Source organism: Marinifilum sp. D714 (genome assembly GCF_030851345.1).
Lineage (GTDB): Bacteria > Bacteroidota > Bacteroidia > Bacteroidales > Marinifilaceae > Marinifilum.
In genome coordinates this window covers 68,509-92,918 of record NZ_JALPNU010000015.1, presented here as the reverse complement: position 1 = coordinate 92,918, position 24,410 = coordinate 68,509, and the positions used below count along the sequence as shown (strand labels likewise).

Sequence of the window (24,410 nt, the reverse complement as noted above, 5' to 3'; positions counted from 1 at the left end):
CCGTTAGCGCCGATGGTACTGCAGAGATGTGGGAGAGTAGGTCGACGCCAACCTTTAAAGAGTCTTATTCCAATTGGAGTGAGACTCTTTTTTTTTGCTGTAAACTTAAGGTGACCGGAAATTTAAAACAACTACCCACACCGAGCTATCAGGCCATAGCGATAGAACCTAATGGGCAAATTAGGATAGCACTTGCCTGGCCCTATTGCAATACAGAAGGTATTACAAAATCTAATTATAAGGTGCGTTAATTTGTAATAGTCTAAAACCACTCCCATGTATGTTTTCAATGGACAAATCAGCATCGGCTTTTAAGTATTTTCTAAGCTTTGTAATGTATACATCCATACTTCGTGTCGTGTAAAAATTATCATCGCCCCAAATGCTTTTTAAGGCCGTTTCACGAGGTAGAATCTGATTGATATTTTCAGCTAAAAGTTTTAATAATTCTGCTTCTTTGGGAGACAGTTTCTGCTCAACATTGTCAATACTTAAAATTCTAAGGTTTGAATCAAACCTAAATTTACCTATCGAAAATACTGTTTTATATGAGGATGAATTACCATTGTTTCTGGATAAGATCGCCTTTATCTTATAAATTAATAATTCAGAATCGAATGGTTTGGTTATATAATCATCGGCACCTATGCGATATCCTTGAATGATATCTTCTTTAAGTGTTTTAGCAGTTAAGAATATTATTGGCATATCCGCATTTTTGAGTTTTATTTCTTTTGCTAATGTGAATCCATCCATTTCTGGCATCATAACATCTAAAATGCAAATGTCGAATTGATGTGATGTAAATGCTTTAAGACCTTCTTTGCCATTAATGCATAATGTTACTTTAAAATCTGAAATCTCCAGATAATTTTTCATTACTGCACCAAAATTCGTTTCGTCTTCGACAAGTAGTATTCTAATTGGTTCTACCATTATATTTTACTTAGAGGTAAGGATAACTTGATACTTGTACCTTGACCTGGTTTACTTTCAACATCAATTGATCCATTATGACGATCAATTACTAACTTCACATAACTTAATCCCAAACCAAATCCTTTAACACTATGAATATTTCCTGTTTCGGCACGATAAAATTTCTTAAATATTCTTTTTATCGTTTTTGAATTCATTCCTATACCCGAATCTTTGATTGTAATTAAGAGGGATTCATTATTATTCTCTGTGCTGATTTCAATTTTAGGTTCTTGGTTCGAGTATTTTATTGCATTATCGAATAAATTGAAAAGCACATTTAGAAAATGAACTTCATCAACATTCGTAATATCATTAATGGCATTAAGACTTGTTGTTAAACTGCCATTTTTCTCATCAATTTGCAATTGGATATGCTCAGCAGCTTTTTGAATGATTTCATTCAAATGACAGGCCTGTAGGTTCAGTTTTAATTCATGTTTTCCGAATAATGATAGTTGAAGAATGTTTTCTACCTGTTTGTTCATTCTAAAATTCTCATCCTTAATGATACCTGTAAAATATCTGATTCTATCGGGATTACCTATTACTTTTGGATTATTGATAGAATCGGATGCCAACCCAATGGTAGCTATAGGAGTTTTAAATTCGTGGGTAATATTATTGATGAAATCGGATTTGATGTCACTAATGCGTTTCTGCTTTAGGATTAAAAATACTGCGTTGACAAATGTTACAACAATGAAAATCGTGAATATTCCTGATAAAATAAGAAGTGGTAATATTGATTTGTAGATCAGGCTAAACCTATCGATAAAATCGAGGGATAAAATCTGATTGGTGAATACAATATCGTTAGGAAATAAATTGATTTTATATTCCGAGTTTTTTAAGATTTCATTATAGCTGCTATCTGAAGAATGAATTAGATGTAGTGGCTCACCTGTAAAAATTGCGAAATTGAAATCTGAATCAATATTGTAATTTTTAAGCTCAGAATTGATTAGGTTAGGAAGTTGTTCAAAATCTATTCTTTCATCAATGGAAACATCCTTGTTTTTGAATTCATACATTACTTTGCTGAAGATGTTTTCAATATGCTTTTCCTTTCGCTTTGCTCTTATAATGGTATCTCTGGTTTCTACATGAACATCTATTTTGAAAATAGAGTCCATTTTATGTCTGGGATGCCATAGATTAAGATTTCCAGACTTGGATTCCATCACAATTACTTGGGAATCGGAATCTATTTTATAGGAAGTTTTCCCATTTATTGTTTTCCCTGTTTTGATTTTGATTACATTTTGACCAACTTTTTTCCCTGACTCGAGAAAGTGCTTAATTTCTATATTCTCTTGAGAATGGTTTGGCAGGCCTTTGGTCAGAAATATAACTTCCTCACTTTTTTCAAGCTTATCCACAATTTTATGAAGGGCCTTGTTGATATTGGCATCAAAGGTTCTTTCTTCAATGGAAATAGCATTTCTTATCCAAAGAATTTGCACTGCAATAATTCCGAGTAAGGAAACACTCATTAAAATGATTAAACCTGTAATTAGCTTTTTACTCATGAGCTTTTGTAATTGTATTTGAAGATACATCACAAATTTACAATCTGCAAAGAACGAAGGTGGTTAAGGTCTCCCTAATAATCCTTAAAGAAAAGTTAAAGCATAAAAAAGGGACTATAAAAGTCCCATTTTCTTAATTCGTTCTAAATCTTCTAGTGTGTCTATTCCAATAGATTCGTGTTCGGTAATATCTGTCTGAATCCAATATCCATTTTCTAGCCAGCGAAGTTGCTCCAATGATTCTGAAAGCTCCAGACTGCTTTGTTCTATTTTAGTAATTTCTTGTAGCACCTCACTTTTGTAGGCATACATTCCAATATGCTTGTAGAATGTTCCACTGTTTAGCCAATCCTCTTTTTCTACACCTCTTTGAAACGGAATTGGAGATCGACTAAAATAAAGAGCTTTCTGATCATTACTAATTACAGCCTTCACCTTATTCGGGTCGAATATATCTTCCTGACTAGAGATTTGTTTTACCAATGTGGCAATTTGAGTATTCGGTGAATCAAAACATGCTTTTACCGATTCAATTTGTTCAGGTTGAATAAATGGTTCATCTCCTTGAATATTGATCACAACATCATATTCTTGTTGATTCGATTTGGAAATTGTAGCAACAGCTTCTGCAATTCGATCTGTTCCACTTTGGTGGTCAGCAGAGGTCATTACAACATTTCCACCAAATGTTTCTACTGCGGTTTTAATTCTCTCGTCATCCGTAGCAACCCACACTTCATCAATTGCCAATAAAGTTTGTTCATAAACTCGTTGAATCATTGTTTTGCCATGAATATCGGCTAAAGGTTTTCCAGGGAATCTGGTTGAAGCATATCTTGCTGGAATAATTCCTATGAATCTCATTTACTTTTTTGTTATAAATTATTTAGGCAAAGTAAATAAAAATTCAGAACCTTCGTTCAATTTACTTTTGGCCATTATTTCTCCACCATGACTGTTAACGATTTTTTTAGCGATGGCTAATCCCAATCCAGTGCTGCTTTCATTAGCGGTGGTTTTAGCACTTGTGGTTCCGAATTCGGTAAAAAGTTTCGATAGTTCGGATTTTGGAATTCCAACACCTTGGTCTTTAACACTGATTTCGAAATTTGTGATTCGATCTTTAATATCAACAGTGATGGTAGTATGTGGAGTAGAATATTTTATGGCATTGCTTAATAAATTGTGCAGCACTTGCTCAATTTTACTTTTATCTATACTGACTGTTGAATTTTCTATTTTTACCTTATTGATAATTTTGATGTTCTTTTTTCTGGCAAAAACCTTGTTGATTTTTATAACATCTATTACCATTTGTGAGATGTTTTCTTCATTCTTATCCAGATCAAGCTTACCTCGTTCGATATTTGAGATATCAAGTAATTCGTTTAGCAATTGAAGTGAGAATTGACTACTATCCTTAATTAATGTCAGTAATTCTTTTTTTTCATCTAAAGGAAATTCGTTTCCTGAGTCTAACAAGATTTCGGAAAATGAGCTGATTGCTCCAATTGGATTCCTTAAATCGTGAGCAGCTATTCCAAGGAATTTAGACTTTTGCTCATTCAAACTTTTTAGTGTTTCGTTTTGCTCTTCAAGTTGTCTTCTTTGATTCTCTAATTCTGTGTGATCATCAACTATGATTAAAGTATATTTTTTGCCATGAAACTGGATAAACTTGGTAGAATAAAGAAAATGCTTCGAATCTTTAGTTTGCGAGGTATAAAAATCTCTGCTGAGTTTGTTTCTATATGTTGGAACTTTCTCTGACATGGTTTTGAGAATATCCTTTCGTAATTTGCAGTTGGAACAATTGCTTGTTGTTCCACAATCTTTACCTTCCTCAACAGCAAAAACACACCCCAAGGCATTGCCACATAGTTCTCCTACAATTTGTTCTTCTCTTTTTTGAAAAAGAATGGAGAATGAATCGTTCACATTTTCAATTTTAGCTGATTGATCGACAATGAAAAGAGCAGAGGTAATATTATCAAATAAAATATTTAAAAATTCATTTGATTCTTTAAGGTTTTCGAGTTGTAACGCCATCGTACTTGTATTTGTAATCGAATTATAAGTTCATTACGTTTCGATGTAAAAAAGGATACTAAAATTAACATTCTTTAGAGATATTAAGAATGATTGTAGATTAAATTAAAAGTAAAAAATTGTAATTTTGTCAGGTAGTATGAAAAAATTTCATGCTGTACATTTTAATTTCAAGACTTGAGATTTGATGGAAGTACAAAAAATTAAACAAAGATTCGGAATAATTGGGAATTCTTACGCTTTGAATCGTGCGATTGATATTGCGGTTCAGGTTGCACCTACCGATTTATCAGTGCTAATTACAGGTGAAAGTGGTACTGGTAAAGAGGTGTTCCCTCAAATTATTCATCAGTTCAGTTCAAGAAAACATGCGCCTTACATTGCAGTAAACTGTGGTGCAATTCCAGAAGGAACAATCGATTCGGAACTGTTTGGACATGAAAAAGGTGCTTTTACAGGTGCTTTATCCGACAGAAAAGGATATTTTGAAGTGGCTGATAAAGGAACCATTTTTTTGGACGAGATTGGTGAGTTGCCTTTATCAACGCAAGTAAGGCTGTTGCGTGTTTTGGAAACTGGAGAATTCATAAAAGTTGGTTCATCAAAGGTGCTAAGAACCAATGTAAGAGTGGTTGCTGCAACCAATGTAAACATCCCAAAATCGGTAAAAGATGGTAAGTTTCGTGAAGATTTGTATTATCGATTGAATACAGTTCCGATTTCGATGCCGCCTTTGCGTGAGCGTCAGGATGATATTCACTTGTTGTTTCGAAAATTTGCCCAGGATTTTGCAGAAAAATACAGAATGCCACCGCTAAGGCTGGATGAAGGTGCTCAGCAAATGTTGAAATCATATCGATGGCCTGGTAACATCCGACAACTAAAGAATATTACCGAGCAAATTTCCATAATCGAGAAGGAAAGACAGATTAATGCTGAAAATTTACAGACTTATCTTCCTGTGAGTGACGAGCATATGTTGCCTGCGATTTACAAGGAGAACAAAAAGCAAGAACAAAGTTTTTCATCGGAAAGGGAGATTTTGTATCAAGTTTTGTTCGATATGAAAAAAGACATGTCGGATTTAAAGAAGTTGGTATTTGATTTAATGCAAAAGGATGGTGATTCTGCAGATTTACAGAAAGACAATGCCATGCTGATTCGTAAATTGTATGAAGATCAGGAAATGGATATCGTGCAGCATCAGCCTGTAAAGCAGCCAACGGTTAATATTTCTACGCCTGATGATTCAGTAATTCAGGATACTGAAGTTTTTGTTGAAGAATCCTTATCCTTAGAAGAAAAAGAAATTGAGTTGATTAAAAAAGCTTTGGATAAACACAATGGAAAGCGTAAATATGCAGCTCAGGATTTAGGAATATCGGAGAGAACATTGTATCGTAAAATCAAAGAGTACGATATTGGTTAATTATTATAAATTATTGCTATTTTTATTTTTCATATATGAAGTTTATTAAAGTATTTGTTTTAAGCCTTTGTGTTGTTGTTTTAGCCGTGGCTTGTAAGGTTTCGTATTCGTTTACAGGTGGAACATTATCAGAGAAAGTTAAGACTTTTTCAGTGCAATATTTTCCGAATCGTGCTCCATTGGTAAATCCGAATTTAAGTAATCGATTTACAGAAGAATTAAAGGAGAAATTTAGAAGTCAGACTTCTTTGGATGAAATAGTCGATGGAGAAGGACATCTTAATTTTGAAGGTGAAATTACAGGATATAGAACTCAGGCATTGGATATTAAGGCAGGTGAAATTGCAGCTACAAACCGATTAACGGTTACCATTAAAGTGCGATTTACCAACGAAATTGAAAGTGAGAATGATTTTGACAAGAGTTTTTCTGCGTTTGCTGATTATGACAGTATGGATCAGTTGACAGATGTAGAAGAAACACTTCTTAACGATATTTTAGAGCAAATTATTGATGATATTTACAACGAGGCAGTTGTAAACTGGTAATGATTATGGAACAAAGTAGAATACAAGATTGGGTTAAAGATTCAAAAACAATGGATAAATTCAGCCACAGAGAATTAAAGTATCTGGTGGAAAAATATCCATTTTTTGAAGTAGCTCACTTGTTACTGCTTAAAAACCTTAATGATAGTCAGAGCATTCGATTCAAGGAAGAGTTAAGAAATTCATCACTATACATATCCGATAGAAGGCAGCTATACTTGCTTTTAAATGATAGATTGAAACTGGTTCCATTTGAAAGAACAGAATCGGTGGAGGTGGCCAGAGAACAAGAAAATAATTTGGAAGTTGACAGTGCAAGTATTCAAGAACCTACAGGGGAAGAACTTTTTGAATTATCATCTGAAGTAAGTATTGTTGAAAACGAAGAGAAGGAAATTCTTGCGGATAGCGGTCGTCTTACCAATGATGAAATTCTTGAATTGAATGAGCCAGGAGGTGAACCAATAGGGGAGGAATCTAAACCGGAAGAAGAGAAAACACAGGAAAAATCGGAATCTGATTTGTTGGCAGCGGCAACTGAAGTGTATCATATCGGTTACGGTGGCAATTTGTATACACTAAAAGAAAACGAAGATCAGGAAGAAGAGAAATCGATAGACGAGAATCACAGTTTTACCGATTGGATGGAGGTTGTAGATAAAGGTGAAGAAACATCGAATTCTGAGCCTGAAAAATCAGCAGAACCTAAGAAGAAAAATCTCGACCTTATTGATAATTTCATTCAAAATGAGCCATCAATTCAGCGAAATATTAAAGTAGCTGATAAACAAGAGGATATTTCTGTCGACAGTGTGCGTGAAAATGACAGTTTTATGAGCGAAACTTTAGCATCTATATATGTGAAACAGAGGTTGTTTGATAAAGCAATTGCTGTTTATCGTAAATTAGAGTTGAAAAATCCCGAAAAAAACGTTTACTTTGCGAGTCAGATTGAGAAAATAGAAAAATTAAAAAATAGTAAATAAATAAGTATGTATACCTTTGTTTCAGTATTGATTTTGATTGTTTGTGTACTTCTAATCTTAATTGTATTAGTACAAAACTCAAAAGGAGGTGGATTAGCATCTAACTTTTCATCTTCGAACCAAATTATGGGAGTTAAGAAAACTACCGATTTTCTTGAAAAAGCTACTTGGACTCTTGCAGGAGGTCTTTTATTCCTTTGTCTTGTAGCTGCAGTTACTATTCCTCGCGAAGAAATTCGTGAAGACAAGTCTCAAATTGAACAACAATTAAACGAGACTGAAACTACTCCAGAAATGCCAGCATTTCCAACTGATGCTGCAGCAACTGAACAGGATACAGCAAAATAGAAGAAAGAAATTTTCTTACAATATAGAAATGTCAGTATGTCATACATGCTGACATTTTTTTATGCCTATATATTATTGCAATTCAGTATATTTATTCTTTCTATGAGCAATGTTTAAAATTCTTTCGAATCAATTCGGAAATATTGACAATGAAATTGCTTTGGCACAGATTGTGAAAGAAAAGAATCCGTAAAATTTGATAATAATAATCTTAAATATTTTGAAAAATGGCAGAATTAAAAGGTAAAATTCTTGCAGGAAAGATCTTAGTTGAGCCAGTAGCAGCAGAAGAAAAAACTGTTAGTGGTATCATTATTCCTGACTCTGCAAAGGAGAAACCATTACAGGGAAAAGTAGTTTTGGTTGGAGCAGACAAAAAAGATGAACCAATGGAAATTAAAGCAGGAGATACTGTTTTCTACGGTAAGTATTCGGGAACTGAATTGAATGTCGAAGGAGAAGACTATTTGCTAATGTCTCAAACTGATGTTTTATACATTGCTTAATCAGTAATCAATTTTCAAAATTAATTAGAAATGGCTAAAGAAATTAAATTTAATATTGAAGCTCGTGACCTATTGAAGAAAGGTGTTGACGAGTTGGCAGATGCAGTAAAAGTAACTTTGGGACCTAAAGGTAGAAATGTGGTAATTGACCGTAAATTTGGTGCACCTCACATTACCAAAGATGGTGTTAGTGTTGCTAAGGAAATCGAATTGGCTGATCCTGCAGCTAACATGGGTGCACAAATGGTAAAAGAAGTTGCATCTAAAACTGGTGATGACGCTGGTGATGGTACAACTACTGCTACTGTGTTGGCTCAGTCGATTGTAAATGTAGGTTTGAAAAACGTTACTGCAGGTGCAAATCCAATGGATTTGAAGCGTGGTATTGATAAGGCTGTTGCTGCTGTTGTTGCTAACATTAAAGAGCAATCACAGATTGTTGGTGAAAATTTCGATAAAATTCAGCAAGTAGCGCAGATTTCTGCAAACAACGATAAGAAAATTGGTGATTTAATTGCAGATGCATTTAAAGCGGTAACCAAAGAAGGTGTAATTACTGTTGAAGAAGCAAAAGGAACCGAAACTCACGTTAAAGTAGTAGAAGGTATGCAGTTCGACAGAGGATACATTTCTCCTTACTTCATTACTGATGGGGATAAAATGGAAGCTGATTTAGAGAATCCATTTATTTTGTTGTATGATAAGAAAGTATCTACAATGAAAGAATTAATGCCAGTATTAGAGCCAGCTGCACAGGCAGGTCGTCCGTTGATGATTATTGCTGAAGATGTAGAAGGTGAAGCATTGGCAACTTTGGTAGTAAACAGATTGAGAGGTTCATTAAAAGTTGCTGCTGTTAAAGCTCCAGGTTTTGGTGACAGAAGAAAAGAGATGTTGGAAGATATCGCTATCCTAACTGGTGGTGTTGTGATTTCGGAAGAGAAAGGAATGAAGTTGGAGCAAGCTACTCTTGAAATGCTTGGTCAGGCTGAAAAAATTACTATCGATAAGGAAAATACTACTATCGTAAACGGTGTTGGCGAAAAGGCTGCTATTGATGCTCGTGTTGCAAATATCAAAACTTTAATCGGTAATTCTACTTCTGATTACGATAAAGAGAAGCTTCAGGAAAGATTGGCTAAGTTAGCTGGTGGTGTTGCTGTACTTTACGTAGGTGCTGCTTCTGAAGTTGAAATGAAAGAGAAGAAAGACCGTGTTGATGATGCCTTGTCAGCAACTCGTGCTGCTGTTGAAGAAGGTATTGTTCCTGGTGGTGGTGTAGCTTATATTCGTGCAACTGCTGCTTTGGAAGGCCTTAAAGGCGATAACGATGATGAAACTACTGGTATCGAGATCGTGAAGCGTGCTATCGAGGAGCCATTGCGTCAGATTGTAGCAAACGCAGGTGGCGAAGGTGCTGTTGTGGTTGATAAAGTAAAGGCTGGCGAAGGTGACTTCGGTTATAACGCTCGTTTGGATATGTACCAAAACTTGTTTGAAAGTGGTGTAATCGATCCTGCTAAAGTATCTCGTGTAGCTCTTGAAAATGCTGCTTCAATCGCAGGTATGTTCTTGACTACTGAGTGTGTTTTGATTGATGAGCCGGAAGAAGCTCCAGCTATGCCAGCTGCTCCAATGGGTGGTGGTATGCCAGGTATGATGTAAGATCATTACAAAACAATATATGGAAAAAGGGTGTTCAATGTTTTGAACACCCTTTTTTATTGAAAATTTATTTTTTGGTATAAAACGGGGCTGGAATAAGATTTTCTTTAATTAGCTGTTTGTGCAGTTTGCGACACATATTATTGTAAAGAGAGTACTTGCCATCCCAGCTTGTGCCTGATGAATCAAATCTACCTGCCCAAATGGTTTCTTGAGTTTTGGCATCAATCAGGTAAGTGAAAAACACTCCTCGTGGGCGTTCTTTGGTTTCAATTCTTCCGTTACAATCACTTTCAATTGATTGTTTATAGAAAAAATTGGATTGCTGGATAATTAAAATGGCATTGCTTTCCAATTCTGATATGGTTTTATTGAATTGATTGTAATCGATATTCTTATTCACGGAAAATACATCTTGGGCAAACTTTACCTGTAATCTGTTGTTATTAAAATTATTAATTACTTTCCTTTTCATCAACTTGCGAACAGCAACTGAACTAAAATCATTCATCTGTTCCATAATTTGCTTGTTGTACGAATCTTTGTTGAACTCCCTGAAATTAATAGGATCGAAAATACTAACAACAAATATTCGATTGTAATAATTCTGTGAGTTTGTGATTCTTTCTGAAGATAAATATGAACTGGCGCAACCACTCATAAATAACGCAATGCAAATGATAAAAAAATATTTCATGTATTCTGATTTTAGGGGGTTTCTATAAATATGACACTTAAGGAAAGCTTGTCACTTATTCTTAAGTTGTTAAATATGGTTTGGATTTCTTAAAAAGTTTAAAAAATAGATTGGTTAGTTTCATCTTGTCTCAACAAGCCTGTCTGGTTAATTTTGAATGAACAAATATTATCTACCTTATCTGTAAATCAGAAGTAAAAGTTTGTTAATGTGAAAAAAAATCGCCTATGACTATCTAAATAGTTGTACGACTATAAAAATAGTCATATATTAGCAGCATGAAAGAATTAACTAAGGCAGAAGAACAGATTATGCAATACCTATGGAAGCTTGAAAAAGCTTTCTTAAAGGATATTATAGAAGAGTTTCCACAGCCAAGACCCGCATATACAACCATATCAACTGTGGTTAGGGTTTTGGTGAAAAAAGGTTTTATAGGTTTTGAAACCTTCGGAAAGGTGAATCAATACTATCCTTTGGTTAGTAAGAAAGTGTATACTCGTGACTTTATGAAAGGAATGATTAAAAGTTTCTTCAACGATTCGGTTGGAGGATTTACCTCATTCTTTGCCAAAGAGCAAGATTTATCGCTTTCTCAGTTAGAAGAAATGAAATCATTAATTGAAGAGCAAATAAAAAGTAAAAAAGAAAATGAGTGAGTTTATCCAATACTTAATTGAAAGCTCAGTATGCATGGCTGCCTTTTATCTTCTGTACAAAATCTTTTTGGCAAGAGATACTTTTGTGATGCGTAATAGAATCTACCTACTTTTTTCGGTTCTTATTTCGTTACTAATTCCCATTTTTTCATTTTCCATTAATCAGGAACCAACTGCCATTGTAAATCAATTTGCATTGGATCCGGTTTATGAGTTCAAAACCGATTTGGTTGGAGGAATGGAAGTTGTGAAGGAATCTTTTCAGATTGAAACCATATCAGTTTTATTTTTGGTTTATCTTTTGGGAGTTGTGTTTTCATTTGTTCGAATAAGCAAACATTTAATCGGAATTTTAAAAACGATTTCTGCCAATGAAATTGAAATAAAACAAAATTTAAAAATTGTATCTGTTCAGGAAAATACTTCGCCTTATTCTTTCTTTCGATATGTTTTTCTGAATCCTCGGCTTACAAGTGAATCTGATAAAAAACACATTCTTCTGCATGAATCGGTACACGTTAAACAATTTCACACATTAGATCTAATATTTGTTGAGATTGTAAAAGTACTGATATGGTTTAATCCTTTCATTTATTTTATTCAGCGTTCGTTAATTGAAATGCATGAATATTTAGCAGATAGAGCTTGTATTACCTCGGGGAATGATAGAATAGAATATCAGAATACACTGGTGCGAAATATCGAAGGGCGTATGAATTTCCTTCTAACCAGTGCTTTCAATTCATCATTAACTTTAAAGAGAATTAAAATGATTAAAAAAATAAAAAGCTCATATTTATCGAATTTAAAATTACTTGCAGTGATTCCAGTGATCTGTCTTTCCATTCTTTGCTTTGGATTTAAAGACATGAATATGGAAAAACCAACTCTCCTAAGTGTAACAAAGTCTGATTATAAATTTCCGATTGAAGCAGGAAATAATGTAAAAATTACTTCGGTATACGGAAAAAGAATGCATCCTATTCTTAAAAAGGAGAAGTTCCACAGAGGAGTTGATGTTGCTGCTCCAATGGGAACTCCAATTTATGCGGTTGCAGATGGAGTCGTGAAAAAAGTCAATTCAAAATTTACGAAAGGCAAAGGTTATGGACGTTTCATTATTATCGATCATGCCGATGGAATTTCCAGTCTGTATTCACAAATGGCTTCTTATTCGGTGAAAGAGGGTGAGAAAGTGAAAAAAGGAGAAAAAATTGGAACCGTGGGGAGCTCAGGAATTTCTACAGGACCTCATTTGCATTTTGAATTTAAAAAAGATGGAGAATATGTAGACCCAATGAAGTATTTGAGTCCACAAATTGCACAATAAATGAAAAGGGGGATTCTATGAATCCCCTTACTTTCTATTTTTATTTATTTTCTCCATGATCACATCTTGCACCGGGCGATTTTCAATTTTTGCATCCAGCCATGAAATTAAATCCAAATACAAGAATGCTCTTTTTTCATAAGGATCATTAACCCATTTTTTAAGATCTCTTCTCGATTTTTTTAGTTCATCTTTCAATTGATCTGGACTAATTGAACTTAGTTTTCGTAAGAATCGTAGAATGTATTTTTGAACTTCTTGTAAGTCATCCATTTTAGCCAAAAAGCGATAGGTCGAACGAATTTGATACTCGAGCAATTCAGTATTTTCCAATTCGTAATGACTGATTAGGTTCAGAATTCTACCAAAGCAATGAATATCTCCTCGGAGTGAGGTATCTCTCACATCCGAAATGCGATTTAAATATTTAATGGCCTCGCGATATTGTCCATTCCCAAAGTACAAACAGGCTATTTTATAATAGAAAATTAGTGCTCTGTGATTATCCATCCCCATTTTGTTTTCTTCAAGAAAACGCTCAATTTTTGGAACCAGATGCAAACCTTTATCAAAGGTTCCTTCCATAAAGTGGCGATTGATTCTGTGCACAAATAAAAACATGTGCAGTAAAATATTCAAATTGGAATTGTGCTTAAACTGATCTTCTTTTTCCAGTTTTCTTAGCAATCGCAAGTGTTTCTTAAAATTGCTTACATGATTGGTATAGAAAAGAGCTACCAGTACATTATTTAATCCCTTTAGGTACAAATCCATATGAATGTTAATCATTTCAGGATTTAGTAGGAATAAGTCAACCCATTTTTTCGCATACTTGTAGCACATCAAAAAATCCTGAATGATCAGATAGTACCATACATAGGATTGGAACAGGTATAATTTCTCGAAAAAACTTAGGCTTTCAACATCATGTGTGATTAAATTAGTGTTGAAAAACTCCTTTACCATTAAAAGGTCTTTTTCATTTCGCACATAACCCACTTTCAAATACAATCCATACAAACGAATGGACATGTTTGAAAAATACACTACACCATCCATCATTTTACTGATCTCTGTAGCTTCTCTTGTAATCTCTTCTGCTCTGTTTTCTATGCTTTTGGTGACATATTGTGACTCTATAAGCTTTTCGAACTGAATGATCTCATAAACCAGAATGTTCTTTTTGTTTTTGCGAGCTAAAGTTTTGGTTTTATCCAGTATCCTTAAACTTTGCTGGTAAAGGCCTTTGTTGTATAATACCTTGGCATGATCGATTTGTTCACGAATACTAATACTAATATCGTGATTGATCTGTGTTAGTCTTAAGCTGGTAAGCAATTGTTTGTACAAGTGAGCCTTTAAATTTGGCAATTGCGATTGCTTTATGTCTTTTGCTTTTTTTAGAATAATGGTTTCGTTGTACTCATCCATTTTATCCAAAACATCAAAAAGCTGCAAGAATTTAGTCTCTTTATCGCTACTAATTCTGTTTGCATACAGCTTAAAATTTCGTTTCTCAGATTTCGAAATCGATTTAATTAATTGAAACAGAGGGTCTATTTGTTGTTTAGGCATTGTAATGGATATATGAGTTAACTGCTTGGTAAACAGTAAGGTTTATAACTTTCATTTTGTTTGAACTTCGTAGATTGTATTGAAAAACGATTTTCAAAAACTCGCCATCAGGCGTACTTTTGAAATGTCAAATCAAGAGAATGTATAGAGTAAAAACAATCTTGGAACGGAACATGAATACAACAAATCTGTTATCAAAATTAATAAAATCCGATAAACTTGAAACAGTTAAAGGATTAAATCAAGCTCTTGAATGTATTGGAGTTGATCAGGATTCAAAAAAAATGAATCGAAATCAGGTAAATGAAATTAAAAGTTTCATTATTCAAAAATTTACTGATTTGGTTGATCTAAAAGGCTTGGTAGAATCGATTAAAGATTCTATAAGCGTTGAGGAACTGGAATGTTTTAAACGCGAGTTAAGCTTAAAAATGGACAATACTTATAGTATTACCCAAGCTCCTATTTACGGGAAACGAATGGAAACACTAAAGAGTTGTTTCGAAGAAGTTTCCGGTGATAACGTACTTTGAAACCATTTGTAATTGTTAAGTCAATTACTTCAGACAGTGAGTTAAAAGCACTATCCCCCTTGTGCTTTTAAGGATCTGACTATTAACCAACATGAAGAAGCTAAGTCGGGACGGTAGAACGATGAAAAATTGATTTCTTTTTGGCTTGTTTGTATAACAAATAAACCAATCCGTTAGAATTAGTAGTTTAAAAGTAAGTTAGGTGTGATTATACTTTTTTAAGAAACATTCAATGTTTTATCAGAACACTTAGATTCTTCTTGTTACCAATTTTGACCATCTTTTTGATTATGTTTTAATATTTAGTTGTGATTGCCGGGTTAGATTCGTATCTAACCCGGTATTTTTTTGCCTTATATTGTAATTTTAAAATATAGTCGAATCGACGATGGAACTGATTCTGTGTATACACTAATGCTATTAATTTGACTTAAAGGAACTCTTTCGAACGATTCGTAGGTTAAGTTTTGTTTATTCATAACATTGTGCAAAAGAATGCCAACTTCAGATTTGATTTTTTTGTGGGAGAACTTATAAATTAAAGCAGCATCCAGTCTTTGGTAGTCAGGTTCTGAATTGATATTGTTATAGCCTGAATATATCGGAAATCCCGAACCATAAATGTAATTTGCCGATAGATAGAATGGTTTCAAAGCCAGTAAACCTGCAGTTTTAATTTCATGTCGCTGATCATGTAAGGCTCTTAAATATACTCCTTCGTCTCTGAAATAGTCAAAGTTTTCGGATGTTTTACTTAGGGAGTAGGAAATCCAAAAAGTATGTTCTCCAAAGTCTTTTTTTGCAAAGAAATCGAGTCCTACACTTTTACTTTTACCCAAAGAAATGTTTCCTTCATTCCTCCATCGGTAATATCTTGTATGCCCATCTGTTCTTTTGTGATAGGCTTCAACACTAAAAGTAAAACCATTTTTATGATATGAACCACCAATAACATTGTGAACAGATTCTAAAACAGGAACTGTTTCTTCGTCGGCACCAACCCAAATGTATCTGTATTTACCTGATTTGCTCAATACCGAACTTTTTGAAATAAACTGTTTGTAAAGTCCCCAAGCTCCATTAAAAGATAATTCATCGGTGATTTTAACGCTCATGGATATTCTTGGTTCCCAGTATAGTTTTTCCAAATTAATTGGATAATTTACTTGAAATCCGGCTTTTATTGTTACTCCATTGCTTACATTAAGAATGTTTTGAAAATATCCACCAACTTTATCAAGTTTCGAATTCAAATGGAGAATGTTTATCCCAAGCGAATCTTCTTTTAGGTCGACAGCATTGTTTGTATACTGCAAACCGGCTTCAATAATTTGATCTTCATTTAGAATAAATCGATTTTGGAATTTTGCGCTGTACTCGCAAATGTTGTTATACGATCTGTCATCTCTGCGAATATTCATCTCATTAAATCGAATTCGCTCAATAACGGTTTGTTCTGTTGTGTTTCGATCAAGTTCTGACCTGGAAATGGATAGAGAACTCGAATTGCCTTTTTTCCAGACTTTGCTGTATTTTAATGAGCCACCATTTTGGTAACTTCCTTCAAAATCATGCTTTCGAGAAGTGGATAATAATTCATTGGTAATATCGTAGGAATATCTGTCTTCACCAGCCATTAAACTGATGTTTAATTGATCACCATTATCCCATTTTGTTGAAAATTTAAGATTTGCATCTCTGAATCGGTAATTGGGAGTTACATCCAAATCTACATATTCAGGAATAGTACCCTCAAGTTCGTCGGTATTAACATTCGAAGTGGCATATTTGATTTGATCATCTTTAAATAAAGTGTAATAGGTATGACGAAATGCAAACAAAAGCGAGGATTTTTTACCAATTGGTTGTTCGTAAGATCCACTCGCCGTGATGTTATTTAAAGCCAGGTTTAGGCTTGGTTTTACCTTGTTGCCATCTTTTCCAGTAATGTGTACAATACCACCAACTCGTTCACCATATCTGGCATCGAAACCACCTTTTAATACTTCGATATTTTTAACTACCAAAGGGTTTACAGCACCAATATCCTCATAATAGTTTTTTAATCCCCACAGGGTAATATCATCAAAAAGAACTTGACTTTCTCCTTCATAGGAGCCCCAAATAATCAGAAAGTCTTTTTGTTCGCCGGCAGCAAGGATTCCGGGTTGTAAGCGCAGGAGTTCAAATACAGAGTTGTCGTTGTTGGTTGGTAAAAAACCAGCTATTTTGTGGTTCAATTTTAGGTTCCCGGCCTGGTTACTTTCTTTAATAAAGGTTTGTACAATTTTGTCGGTAACCGTAATTTCTTCCAAATCGGTACTTGCAGCAGTTAATAGTAGCTTGTGAGTTTTATTGCAAGTTACAAGAGTATCATGAATGAAATATCCCAAATGTGAAGCTAATATTCTAAAAGTACTATCGGTAGTTGATGTAAACGAAAAATTCCCAAGTTCGTCTGTAGCCATGGGATGATCGTTAATGGTGATATGTGAAAAGGGGAGAGGTTCGAGGTTTTCTTTATCAAGAATTTGCCCAATCATTCTGTATTGAAGAATTTTCTCCTCGGGATATATGATGTACACATTATTTGATATTTCGTAGCTTAAAGGAAACTTCCTTAGCAAAAATATGATTGCATTTTCTTTATTGGAAAAACTTTTATCGATACTAATATTATAACTTGCTAATAAGTCTGTGTCATAAGAGAACTGGTAATTGTATCTATCTCTGAGCTCAATTAAAATGTCATTTAAAGCTTTATTGGTGGCTTTAATTTCTACTTTTTGAGCCAGTGAAGTCGTAATTACTAATCCGAAAAAAAATATAAGGGCGATATATTTTTGCACTTATTAGTTGTTTGAGGTTATAATATAATTTTTGCGAGGTCCTTTCACAAAATTAAATCCGCTTGATTTGCAAACAGTGTATAATACTTCATCAACAGTCATTCCTTTTCCAAAATTCCCAGTATAAGGTTTATTAAATTTACCTTTTTCTACAATGTGAATGTCATATTGCAACTCTATTTCTTTAAAAACATCCTTTAAAGGTGTTGCGTTGAATAAAAAGAAATGGTTGCGCCATGAAATTTTATCCTTTGCCTTTTTGTCCTTAAACACCTCTAATTTACCATTTTTGTTTAGGTAAGCATGATCATTTGGTAAAAGTAGAATTTTGTCAGAAGTAATGGTCGATACAACTTTAACTTTTCCTGTATAACAAGTCACTTTGTAGTCATTTCCTCTTGCATAGATATTAAAACTTGTTCCTAAAATGAAAGTTTTACCATACTGTGATTCAATTTCGAATTTACTTCCTTTGGTGATATCGAAAAATGCTTCACCTTTAAACTTTACTTTTCGAGTAAAGTTCCACATGTATGGTTTATAGCTAATGCTTGAGTTTGCGTTCAACTCTACCTTCGAATTATCGGGCAAAGTAACACACATGTGTTTCCCTTTTGGACAATAAGTAGTACTGGTATAGAAGTAGGTAAATCCTGCAAATCCTACCAATAAAAGGATACAAGCAGCTGCTGCATACCTTATCCACGAAAGTGATATGACTTTGTTTTTTGTTTTTTGAACCGTCGTCACTGCCGAAAGTTCTTTCCAAACCTCTTCTTTTGACTTTGAGTAGGTCACATCAATTTTCGGAAGCGAATTGATGAAATCCATTTCCGAACCAGGGGTAATATTTTGATTATTTTCTTTCATTATCTTCCTAAAGAATTTCTTAAATACGACAATGCATGTGTCATTCTTTTTTCTACAGCTTTAACGCTGAGTTCCAGTCTGTCTGCTATCTCCTGATATTTTAGTCCTTCGTTACGACTCATTAGAAATACTGTTCTTTGCTTTTCTGATAAGCTGCTTAGGGCCAATTCATATTTATTTTTTAGCTCTTCGTATTGCATTTGTTCTTCCGGCGAATTTTTATCGACTGAAGGCTCTAATTTTGCCAAATATTTCTGAGCTACTTTGTCTCTTCGGTATTTACTGATAAAAATATCGCTGGCAATTTTATACAATAATGATTTATTGGGTTTTTCTTCGTAGGGTAAATTTTTCTCCCACACTTTCATAAAGCTTTCCTGAGCTATGTCAGTAGCTAACTCTTCATCACCCGAACGATAGTAGATATAGTTTCGAATGCTATCGAAGTGCTTGTCAAATAAGATTTTAAATTCTTCTTGTGTCAAGGCTAGAGGATTGATTTAGGTAAAAATAATGGTTTTGTGTGAATTTAGGGTGCAGGGCAATCAAATACTTTCCTGCACCCTTTAGCATTTTTAACCTGATTATTTTTTAGTTGTCACCGTTCTTTTTGTTTCTTTTGTGCTTACCAATTTCAACGGTTTCAGTTACTTCTTCTCCTTCAGGAGTTGTGTAGGTATATGTTGCTACATTGTCACATTCACCATCGCCATAATCGAATTTGGCAAACTCTACACCATTTTGTGAGTAGATAACTGTTCCTTGAACAATTAGTCTACAGGTTCCGATTCTAATTAAAGGGTTTTCTTCATCAATTTGTTTGGTATATTCATTTTGCTCTGTATCAACGCAAGTTACCTTCCCTGTAATTTGAATTTTATCGTCGGATAAATCCCACTTGGTATCTAAACCTGCAATCCACTCTCTGGTTCGTTCAGCCACTCGGCTTAATTCAGTTCCATCAGGATAAGTAAAAGTAATGTCACTAGTGATTTCCCATTTCTTGCTAACTCCTCGTTCACCTGTAAATTCAATTCGTTTGGTTCCGTTAATTTCTACTGAATCAATTACCAAATCCATTGTAATTTCGCGAACTGCACCATTGGTCCAAGGTGCTGCTGTCATTACAATTTTAATAACACCATCAATAGTTTTGTCATTATTATACAGTTCTATTGAATCATATTCAATTGTAATTGTCATAGGGAATCTACCATCTTCTCCAAATTCAATAGAAATGTCTGGCATTTTTTCGCCTTTGTAACGCTGCCATTCTCTTGCAAAATTACCATAGTAATTGTGGGTTCCCTGTTTTGTACTCGTTGTAGATTCAGTATATTCACTTTCCATGAAAGAGAAAAGGTCTACTTCGTAATCAGCAACTTCCATTACAGTTTCAGATGCTTCTTCTGTTGAGATTACCGTTTCGATATCGTTGTTCAACACAACTTGTTCTTCAGGTTTAATCACATCAACATCATCATGATTGTCACAAGAAAAAAGCGACATTGCCAATCCAGCTAGTAATATAAATGATAGTTTTTTCATTTTGATATTTTTTAGTTTCCATATGATCCCGATTTCTTTCGGGATTAGCATTTGCAAATAATCATTCTTAAATATAGGAGTGAACAATCATTCGCTCAAACTAGTTTTGTAATGGTAAAATTTATAATTCTAAAGTTTAATTTTCTGAGCTCATTTACTTCTGAACCGATATTTTTGATTTTTACCCTACTTTTTTCTAATGCACAATGAGTTTTATTGTGTTTCCCAATATTTTGTGTGTAGAAATCAATTAAAAGTAAGATGTTTTTAAGTTACCTAATGTTTTTCGAAGGAATGATACGTAAATACAAACTGGAATTACGTGTTCACAAACTGAAATAACGCAATCACAAACTCTTTACATTTTTTAACATTTTTCGGGGTTACTTTTTTTCCTCTTTAGGAACAAACTAATAGTGATTAGAAAAATCTATTGTCAATTAATTACAACTAAAGCTGATTAGTACTAACTATCAAATCAAATGGTAAAGATTTTAAACGTGGTTGAGCGATTGATGCTGCTAGATCGATTGCTGAAAAAAGTAGAGACTGGAAACGCAAGACAATTGGCATCTAAATTGGGAGTGTCCCGTAGTCAGGTGTTCAATCATTTTGAAGAGCTAAAAGATTTAGGTGTGAAAATTAGGTTCAATAAGTCAAAATCATCTTATGAATATTTTGGCGATTATGAACTTGAAGTGCAGCAACCTTTGAAAGTGATTCGTAAAGATGAAGAATTAAAAGAAATTTCTGGAGGAACTTTTAGTCAGAGTCCAAGTTTATTGGACTGTTTCCGCTTAACTTTGAACTGAAAAATCAATAATCTGAGGGAATTGTTCAATCAATTGCCTCAGATTTTTAAGAAGAAATCCAGATTGAATGAAGAAAATTTTTCCAAAAGAAATTATAGCTCAAACTACCGAATCGCATTTTGCAAAATTCAATTCGAATGTAAAGGTCATATACCTGCTTGTATTGCTTCTATTACTATCGATAGTGGCTATATTGCCTGTAGTAAAAGTTAATATTACCCAACAAGGGAGAGGTACCATACGGAGCTTGGAAGAGAATAATAATGTTGTATCTGCTATTTATGGACAAGTGGCAGAAAATAGGTTATATGAGAATTTAATAGTAAACAAGGGCGATACACTTTTGATTTTAAATGTTGAAAAAGTAGATCAGGATATTGCTACAATTAAGCAAAAGTTAGAATTGAATCAGCAGTATCAAGAAGATTTAAAATGTCTATTAAATGGAAAATCGAATACTTTAAAAACTTTTCTCTATCAAAATGAATTGGCAGAATACAATCAGAAGTTGATAGAATTGGATGCAGAAATAAAGCATAAAGCGAAAGATTATCGCATTAATAAAGAGTTGTTTGAAAAGGAAGTTGTGGCCAAACTTGAATTTGAAAAAATAGAGTATACATGGCAACAATCCCTACAGAATAAGCAATTGTATATCAAGCAGAAAACCTTAAAGTGGCAAAGTTCACTACGTGATTTGAAACATGAAAGCATAGAATTGAAATCTCGTATTGCTATAAATACAAAGGAGAAAATCAACTATGTGATAACTGCTCCTATAACAGGAATCATTACTCACTTTAAAGGAGTTCAAAAAGGAAACTTTATTGCTTCCGGACAAAGCATTGCACAAATATCTCCCAAGAGCGAATTGTTGGTTGAATGTTATTTGTCTCCATCAGACATAGGTTATATCCACAAGGATATGAATGTAAACTTTCAGTTGGATGCATTTAATTACAATCAGTGGGGCTTGGCAAGTGGAAAAGTTTTGGAGATCTCTCCTGATATTTTTCAAAGCGAGAACAATGTATTTTTTAAGGTAAGGTGTAGTTTGGATCAAAATAAATTACTTCTAAAAAATGGGTATGAGGGGAATTTAAAGAAAGGCATGAGTTTAACAGCTCGATTTAATGTAACAGAGCGAACTCTATTTCAATTGTTGTATGATAAAGTAGATGATTGGTTAAATCCACGTTTACAATCTTAATTTTCTCAAATCTCACATCTAAATAATGAGTATAAAAATAAAACAACACGATATTACCGATTGTGGAGCTGCCTGCCTTGCTTCCATTTCGGCACATTTTAAATTAAAACTACCAATCTCCCGAATCAGACAAATGGCAGGTACCGATAAGAAAGGTACCAATGCTTTGGGTTTGATTAAAGCTGCAGAAAAACTCGGTTTTACTGCCAAAGGAGTGCGGGGAGAGCTGGATAGTTTGTCAAAAATCCCCTTGCCTGCCATTGCACATGTAGTTGTTAAGGAGGTCTTGCAACACTATGTTGTTATCTATAAGGTCACTGACAAGTATGTGGAGGTAATGGATCCGGGTGACGGGCAGATTCATAAGAAAAGTATAGCTGAATTTGAGAAAGAGTGGACCGGAGTATTGATTTTGATGGTGCCTAATGAAAGTTTTGTGAAGAAAGATGAAAAAGTTTCGAATATTTCTCGTTTTTTCTTTTTGCTAAAACCCCATAAGAGCATTTTATTTCAGGCATTATTTGGAGCAATTGTTTATACCGTATTGGGACTATCAACCTCCATTTACATACAAAAATTAACCGACTTTGTGCTTGTTGATGGCAATAAAAACCTTCTCAACCTGCTGAGTATTGGAATGGTTGTTTTAATCATTTTTCAAATATTTATCGGAACATCGAAAACGGTAATGGTGTTAAAAACTGGACAGTTGATTGATTCCCGCTTGATTTTGGGTTACTACAAACATCTGCTGAAATTGCCACAACGCTTTTTCGATACCATGCGAATTGGTGAGATTATTTCGAGAATAAATGATGCTGTAAAAATCAGGGCCTTTATTAATGATACTGCCATTAACCTAATCGTAAATGTGTTTATTGTATTCTTTTCGTTTGCTTTAATGTTTATTTATTCTTGGAAATTGGCTTTGGCAATGGCTTTAATTATTCCTTTATACACTTTGGTTTATTTTATTACCAACAGGCTAAATAAAAAACAGGAGCGAAAGGTAATGGAACGTGCTGCCGATTTGGAAACACAACTGGTGGAATCCCTCAACTCTGTAAAAACCATTAAGCAGTTAAGCCTGGAAGATTTTGCCAATTTGAAAACGGAAACCCGCTTTATCAATTTGTTGCAAACTGGATACAAGTCGGGGTTGAATGCAATATTCTCAGGGAATTCTTCCGAATTTTTAAGCCGAATTTTTACCATCGTTCTACTATGGTTTGGTGGGTATTTGGTAATCGATCAGACCATAACTCCGGGTGAATTAATGTCCTTTTATGCCATAATAGGATATTTCACAGGACCTGTTGCCTCTTTAATAGGCATGAATAAATCGGTGCAAAATGCATTGATTGCCGCAGATCGTTTGTTTGAGATTATGGATTTGGAACGTGAAGAGGAGGAAAATATGATCGAACTGGATAAACAACATCAAGGAGATCTAATTTTTCAGGATGTATCCTTTTCTTACGGTACACGTGTTGATGTGTTCGAGAAATTCAACATGCAAATTCCTCATGGTAAAATTACTGCCATTATTGGAGAGAGTGGTTCAGGTAAAACCACCATTGCAGCCTTGGTGCAGAAATTATATCCTTTAAACGATGGAAACATCTACATAGGGAATGTAAATGTCAAATATGCATCAAACGAAAGTTTGAGAAATTATGTGGGCATTGTACCCCAGAATTTAGATCTGTTTGCAGGGAATGTAATTGAAAACATTGCAGTAGGCGAGTTTCAACCCAATATGGAACGCATATTGGAAATTTGCAAACAAATTGGGATTTTGGATTTTATAGAAGAATTGCCCAATGGTTTCCAAACTTGGTTGGGCGAAAATGGTGCTTCTCTTTCGGGTGGACAGAAACAACGATTGGCAATTGCCCGTGCTTTGTATTGCGATCCACAGGTATTGATTCTGGATGAGGCAACATCCTCATTGGATTCCATATCGGAAGAACAAGTTCAAAACTGCATTAGAGGTTTAAAAGAACAAGGTAAGACCATTGTTTTAATTGCTCACCGTTTGGGTACGGTGCTACAATCTGATAAAATTATTGTTTTGGAAAAAGGCAAGCTAATGGAAGAAGGCTCGCATAGCGAATTGTACGAAAACCAAGGCAAATATTACCAAATGTGGCAAAAGCAAATGCCTGAGTTAAGTATTTTTTGAGAAAAAATATTGTAAAGTCCAAGTTTATTGGACTGCTTGCAATTATCTTTACAAGTGTTATTCAAATTTGGCCAATGCGAATATATAAAGTGTAGGTAAAA

At 34.2% G+C, this 24,410-nt stretch carries 23 protein-coding genes; 13 read left to right on the top strand and 10 right to left on the bottom strand.

The features are described from left to right. Positions 1 to 251: hypothetical protein (locus tag M0051_RS13890; RefSeq protein WP_306742109.1), on the top strand; the 251-nt coding region annotated here is incomplete at its 5' end. Here the strand turns inward: M0051_RS13890 and M0051_RS13885 are convergent. The 4 genes from M0051_RS13885 to M0051_RS13870 form a co-directional block, all read right to left on the bottom strand. Further along, positions 232 to 936 (bottom strand): response regulator transcription factor, encoded by a 705-nt coding sequence (locus M0051_RS13885; RefSeq protein WP_306742108.1) that lies wholly within the window; start codon positions 934 to 936, stop codon positions 232 to 234. The two genes, M0051_RS13890 and M0051_RS13885, sit on opposite strands and share 20 nt — an antisense overlap. Continuing rightward, a complete protein-coding gene (locus tag M0051_RS13880; protein ID WP_306742107.1) occupies positions 936 to 2,510 on the bottom strand; it encodes a sensor histidine kinase KdpD in 1,575 nt (524 codons plus the stop codon). Before M0051_RS13880 ends, M0051_RS13885 begins: the two co-directional genes overlap by 1 nt. A gap of 114 nt (positions 2,511 to 2,624) precedes the next feature. Continuing rightward, positions 2,625 to 3,374: a 3-deoxy-manno-octulosonate cytidylyltransferase gene (gene kdsB, locus M0051_RS13875; RefSeq protein WP_306742106.1), complete on the bottom strand. Its 750-nt coding sequence runs from the start codon at positions 3,372 to 3,374 to the stop codon at positions 2,625 to 2,627. Positions 3,375 to 3,392: 18 nt separating this feature from the next. Further along, entirely contained in the window at positions 3,393 to 4,559 is a 1,167-nt protein-coding gene (locus M0051_RS13870; protein WP_306742105.1) for a PAS domain-containing sensor histidine kinase, read from the bottom strand. Between the two features lie 187 nt (positions 4,560 to 4,746). Between M0051_RS13870 and M0051_RS13865 the strand changes: the two genes are divergently transcribed. From M0051_RS13865 to groL, 6 genes are all read left to right on the top strand, one after another. Then, positions 4,747 to 5,988, top strand: a complete 1,242-nt coding sequence (locus tag M0051_RS13865; protein ID WP_306742104.1) for a sigma-54-dependent Fis family transcriptional regulator — start codon at positions 4,747 to 4,749, stop codon at positions 5,986 to 5,988. A gap of 35 nt (positions 5,989 to 6,023) precedes the next feature. Further along, positions 6,024 to 6,536, top strand: coding sequence for an LptE family protein (locus tag M0051_RS13860; RefSeq protein ID WP_306742103.1), 513 nt, complete (start codon positions 6,024 to 6,026; stop codon positions 6,534 to 6,536). Between the two features lie 5 nt (positions 6,537 to 6,541). Continuing rightward, complete coding sequence (locus M0051_RS13855; RefSeq protein WP_306742102.1) at positions 6,542 to 7,522, top strand: hypothetical protein; 981 nt, start codon at positions 6,542 to 6,544, stop codon at positions 7,520 to 7,522. Positions 7,523 to 7,528: 6 nt separating this feature from the next. Beyond that, positions 7,529 to 7,870, top strand: coding sequence for a preprotein translocase subunit SecG (secG, locus tag M0051_RS13850; RefSeq protein WP_120241770.1), 342 nt, complete (start codon positions 7,529 to 7,531; stop codon positions 7,868 to 7,870). A gap of 227 nt (positions 7,871 to 8,097) precedes the next feature. After that, positions 8,098 to 8,376: a co-chaperone GroES gene (gene groES, locus M0051_RS13845; protein WP_306742101.1), complete on the top strand. Its 279-nt coding sequence runs from the start codon at positions 8,098 to 8,100 to the stop codon at positions 8,374 to 8,376. Between the two features lie 30 nt (positions 8,377 to 8,406). After that, complete coding sequence (groL, locus tag M0051_RS13840; protein WP_306742100.1) at positions 8,407 to 10,041, top strand: chaperonin GroEL; 1,635 nt, start codon at positions 8,407 to 8,409, stop codon at positions 10,039 to 10,041. A gap of 67 nt (positions 10,042 to 10,108) precedes the next feature. On the opposite strand, the gene M0051_RS13835 is transcribed toward groL, so the two are convergent. Continuing rightward, complete coding sequence (locus tag M0051_RS13835) at positions 10,109 to 10,738, bottom strand: hypothetical protein (protein ID WP_306742099.1); 630 nt, start codon at positions 10,736 to 10,738, stop codon at positions 10,109 to 10,111. A 278-nt stretch (positions 10,739 to 11,016) separates the two neighbouring features. Here M0051_RS13835 and M0051_RS13830 point away from each other — a divergent pair, with 278 nt between their 5' ends. After that, the gene (locus M0051_RS13830; RefSeq protein ID WP_110363030.1) at positions 11,017 to 11,397 is read left to right on the top strand and encodes a BlaI/MecI/CopY family transcriptional regulator; all 381 of its coding nucleotides are present in this window, start codon (positions 11,017 to 11,019) and stop codon (positions 11,395 to 11,397) included. After that, on the top strand, positions 11,390 to 12,727 hold the full coding sequence (locus tag M0051_RS13825) for a M23/M56 family metallopeptidase (RefSeq protein WP_306742098.1): 1,338 nt from the start codon (positions 11,390 to 11,392) through the stop codon (positions 12,725 to 12,727). Before M0051_RS13830 ends, M0051_RS13825 begins: the two co-directional genes overlap by 8 nt. Before the next feature lie 27 nt (positions 12,728 to 12,754). On the opposite strand, the gene M0051_RS13820 is transcribed toward M0051_RS13825, so the two are convergent. After that, positions 12,755 to 14,302: a hypothetical protein gene (locus M0051_RS13820; RefSeq protein WP_306742097.1), complete on the bottom strand. Its 1,548-nt coding sequence runs from the start codon at positions 14,300 to 14,302 to the stop codon at positions 12,755 to 12,757. A 173-nt stretch (positions 14,303 to 14,475) separates the two neighbouring features. On the opposite strand from M0051_RS13820, the gene M0051_RS13815 reads away from it, so the two are divergent. Next, positions 14,476 to 14,835: a hypothetical protein gene (locus tag M0051_RS13815; RefSeq protein ID WP_306742096.1), complete on the top strand. Its 360-nt coding sequence runs from the start codon at positions 14,476 to 14,478 to the stop codon at positions 14,833 to 14,835. Positions 14,836 to 15,188: 353 nt separating this feature from the next. On the opposite strand, the gene M0051_RS13810 is transcribed toward M0051_RS13815, so the two are convergent. From M0051_RS13810 to M0051_RS13795, 4 genes are all read right to left on the bottom strand, one after another. Next, the gene (locus tag M0051_RS13810) at positions 15,189 to 17,684 is read right to left on the bottom strand and encodes a TonB-dependent receptor plug domain-containing protein (RefSeq protein ID WP_306742095.1); all 2,496 of its coding nucleotides are present in this window, start codon (positions 17,682 to 17,684) and stop codon (positions 15,189 to 15,191) included. Positions 17,685 to 17,687: 3 nt separating this feature from the next. After that, complete coding sequence (locus M0051_RS13805; RefSeq protein WP_306742094.1) at positions 17,688 to 18,554, bottom strand: FecR family protein; 867 nt, start codon at positions 18,552 to 18,554, stop codon at positions 17,688 to 17,690. After that, positions 18,554 to 19,039 carry an RNA polymerase sigma factor gene (locus tag M0051_RS13800; protein ID WP_306742093.1) on the bottom strand — a complete coding sequence of 162 codons (486 nt, stop codon included), beginning with the start codon at positions 19,037 to 19,039 and terminating at the stop codon, positions 18,554 to 18,556. Before M0051_RS13800 ends, M0051_RS13805 begins: the two co-directional genes overlap by 1 nt. A 106-nt stretch (positions 19,040 to 19,145) precedes the next feature. Then, the gene (locus tag M0051_RS13795) at positions 19,146 to 20,102 is read right to left on the bottom strand and encodes a hypothetical protein (protein ID WP_306742092.1); all 957 of its coding nucleotides are present in this window, start codon (positions 20,100 to 20,102) and stop codon (positions 19,146 to 19,148) included. 482 nt (positions 20,103 to 20,584) lie between these two features. On the opposite strand from M0051_RS13795, the gene M0051_RS13790 reads away from it, so the two are divergent. The 3 genes from M0051_RS13790 to M0051_RS13780 all read left to right on the top strand — a co-directional run bounded on the left by M0051_RS13790 (position 20,585) and on the right by M0051_RS13780 (position 24,309). Continuing rightward, positions 20,585 to 20,914 (top strand): HTH domain-containing protein, encoded by a 330-nt coding sequence (locus M0051_RS13790; RefSeq protein ID WP_306742091.1) that lies wholly within the window; start codon positions 20,585 to 20,587, stop codon positions 20,912 to 20,914. 67 nt (positions 20,915 to 20,981) lie between these two features. Then, positions 20,982 to 22,124 (top strand): HlyD family secretion protein, encoded by a 1,143-nt coding sequence (locus M0051_RS13785; protein WP_306742090.1) that lies wholly within the window; start codon positions 20,982 to 20,984, stop codon positions 22,122 to 22,124. A 25-nt stretch (positions 22,125 to 22,149) separates the two neighbouring features. Continuing rightward, positions 22,150 to 24,309: a peptidase domain-containing ABC transporter gene (locus tag M0051_RS13780; RefSeq protein ID WP_306742089.1), complete on the top strand. Its 2,160-nt coding sequence runs from the start codon at positions 22,150 to 22,152 to the stop codon at positions 24,307 to 24,309. Positions 24,310 to 24,410 lie beyond the last annotated feature (101 nt).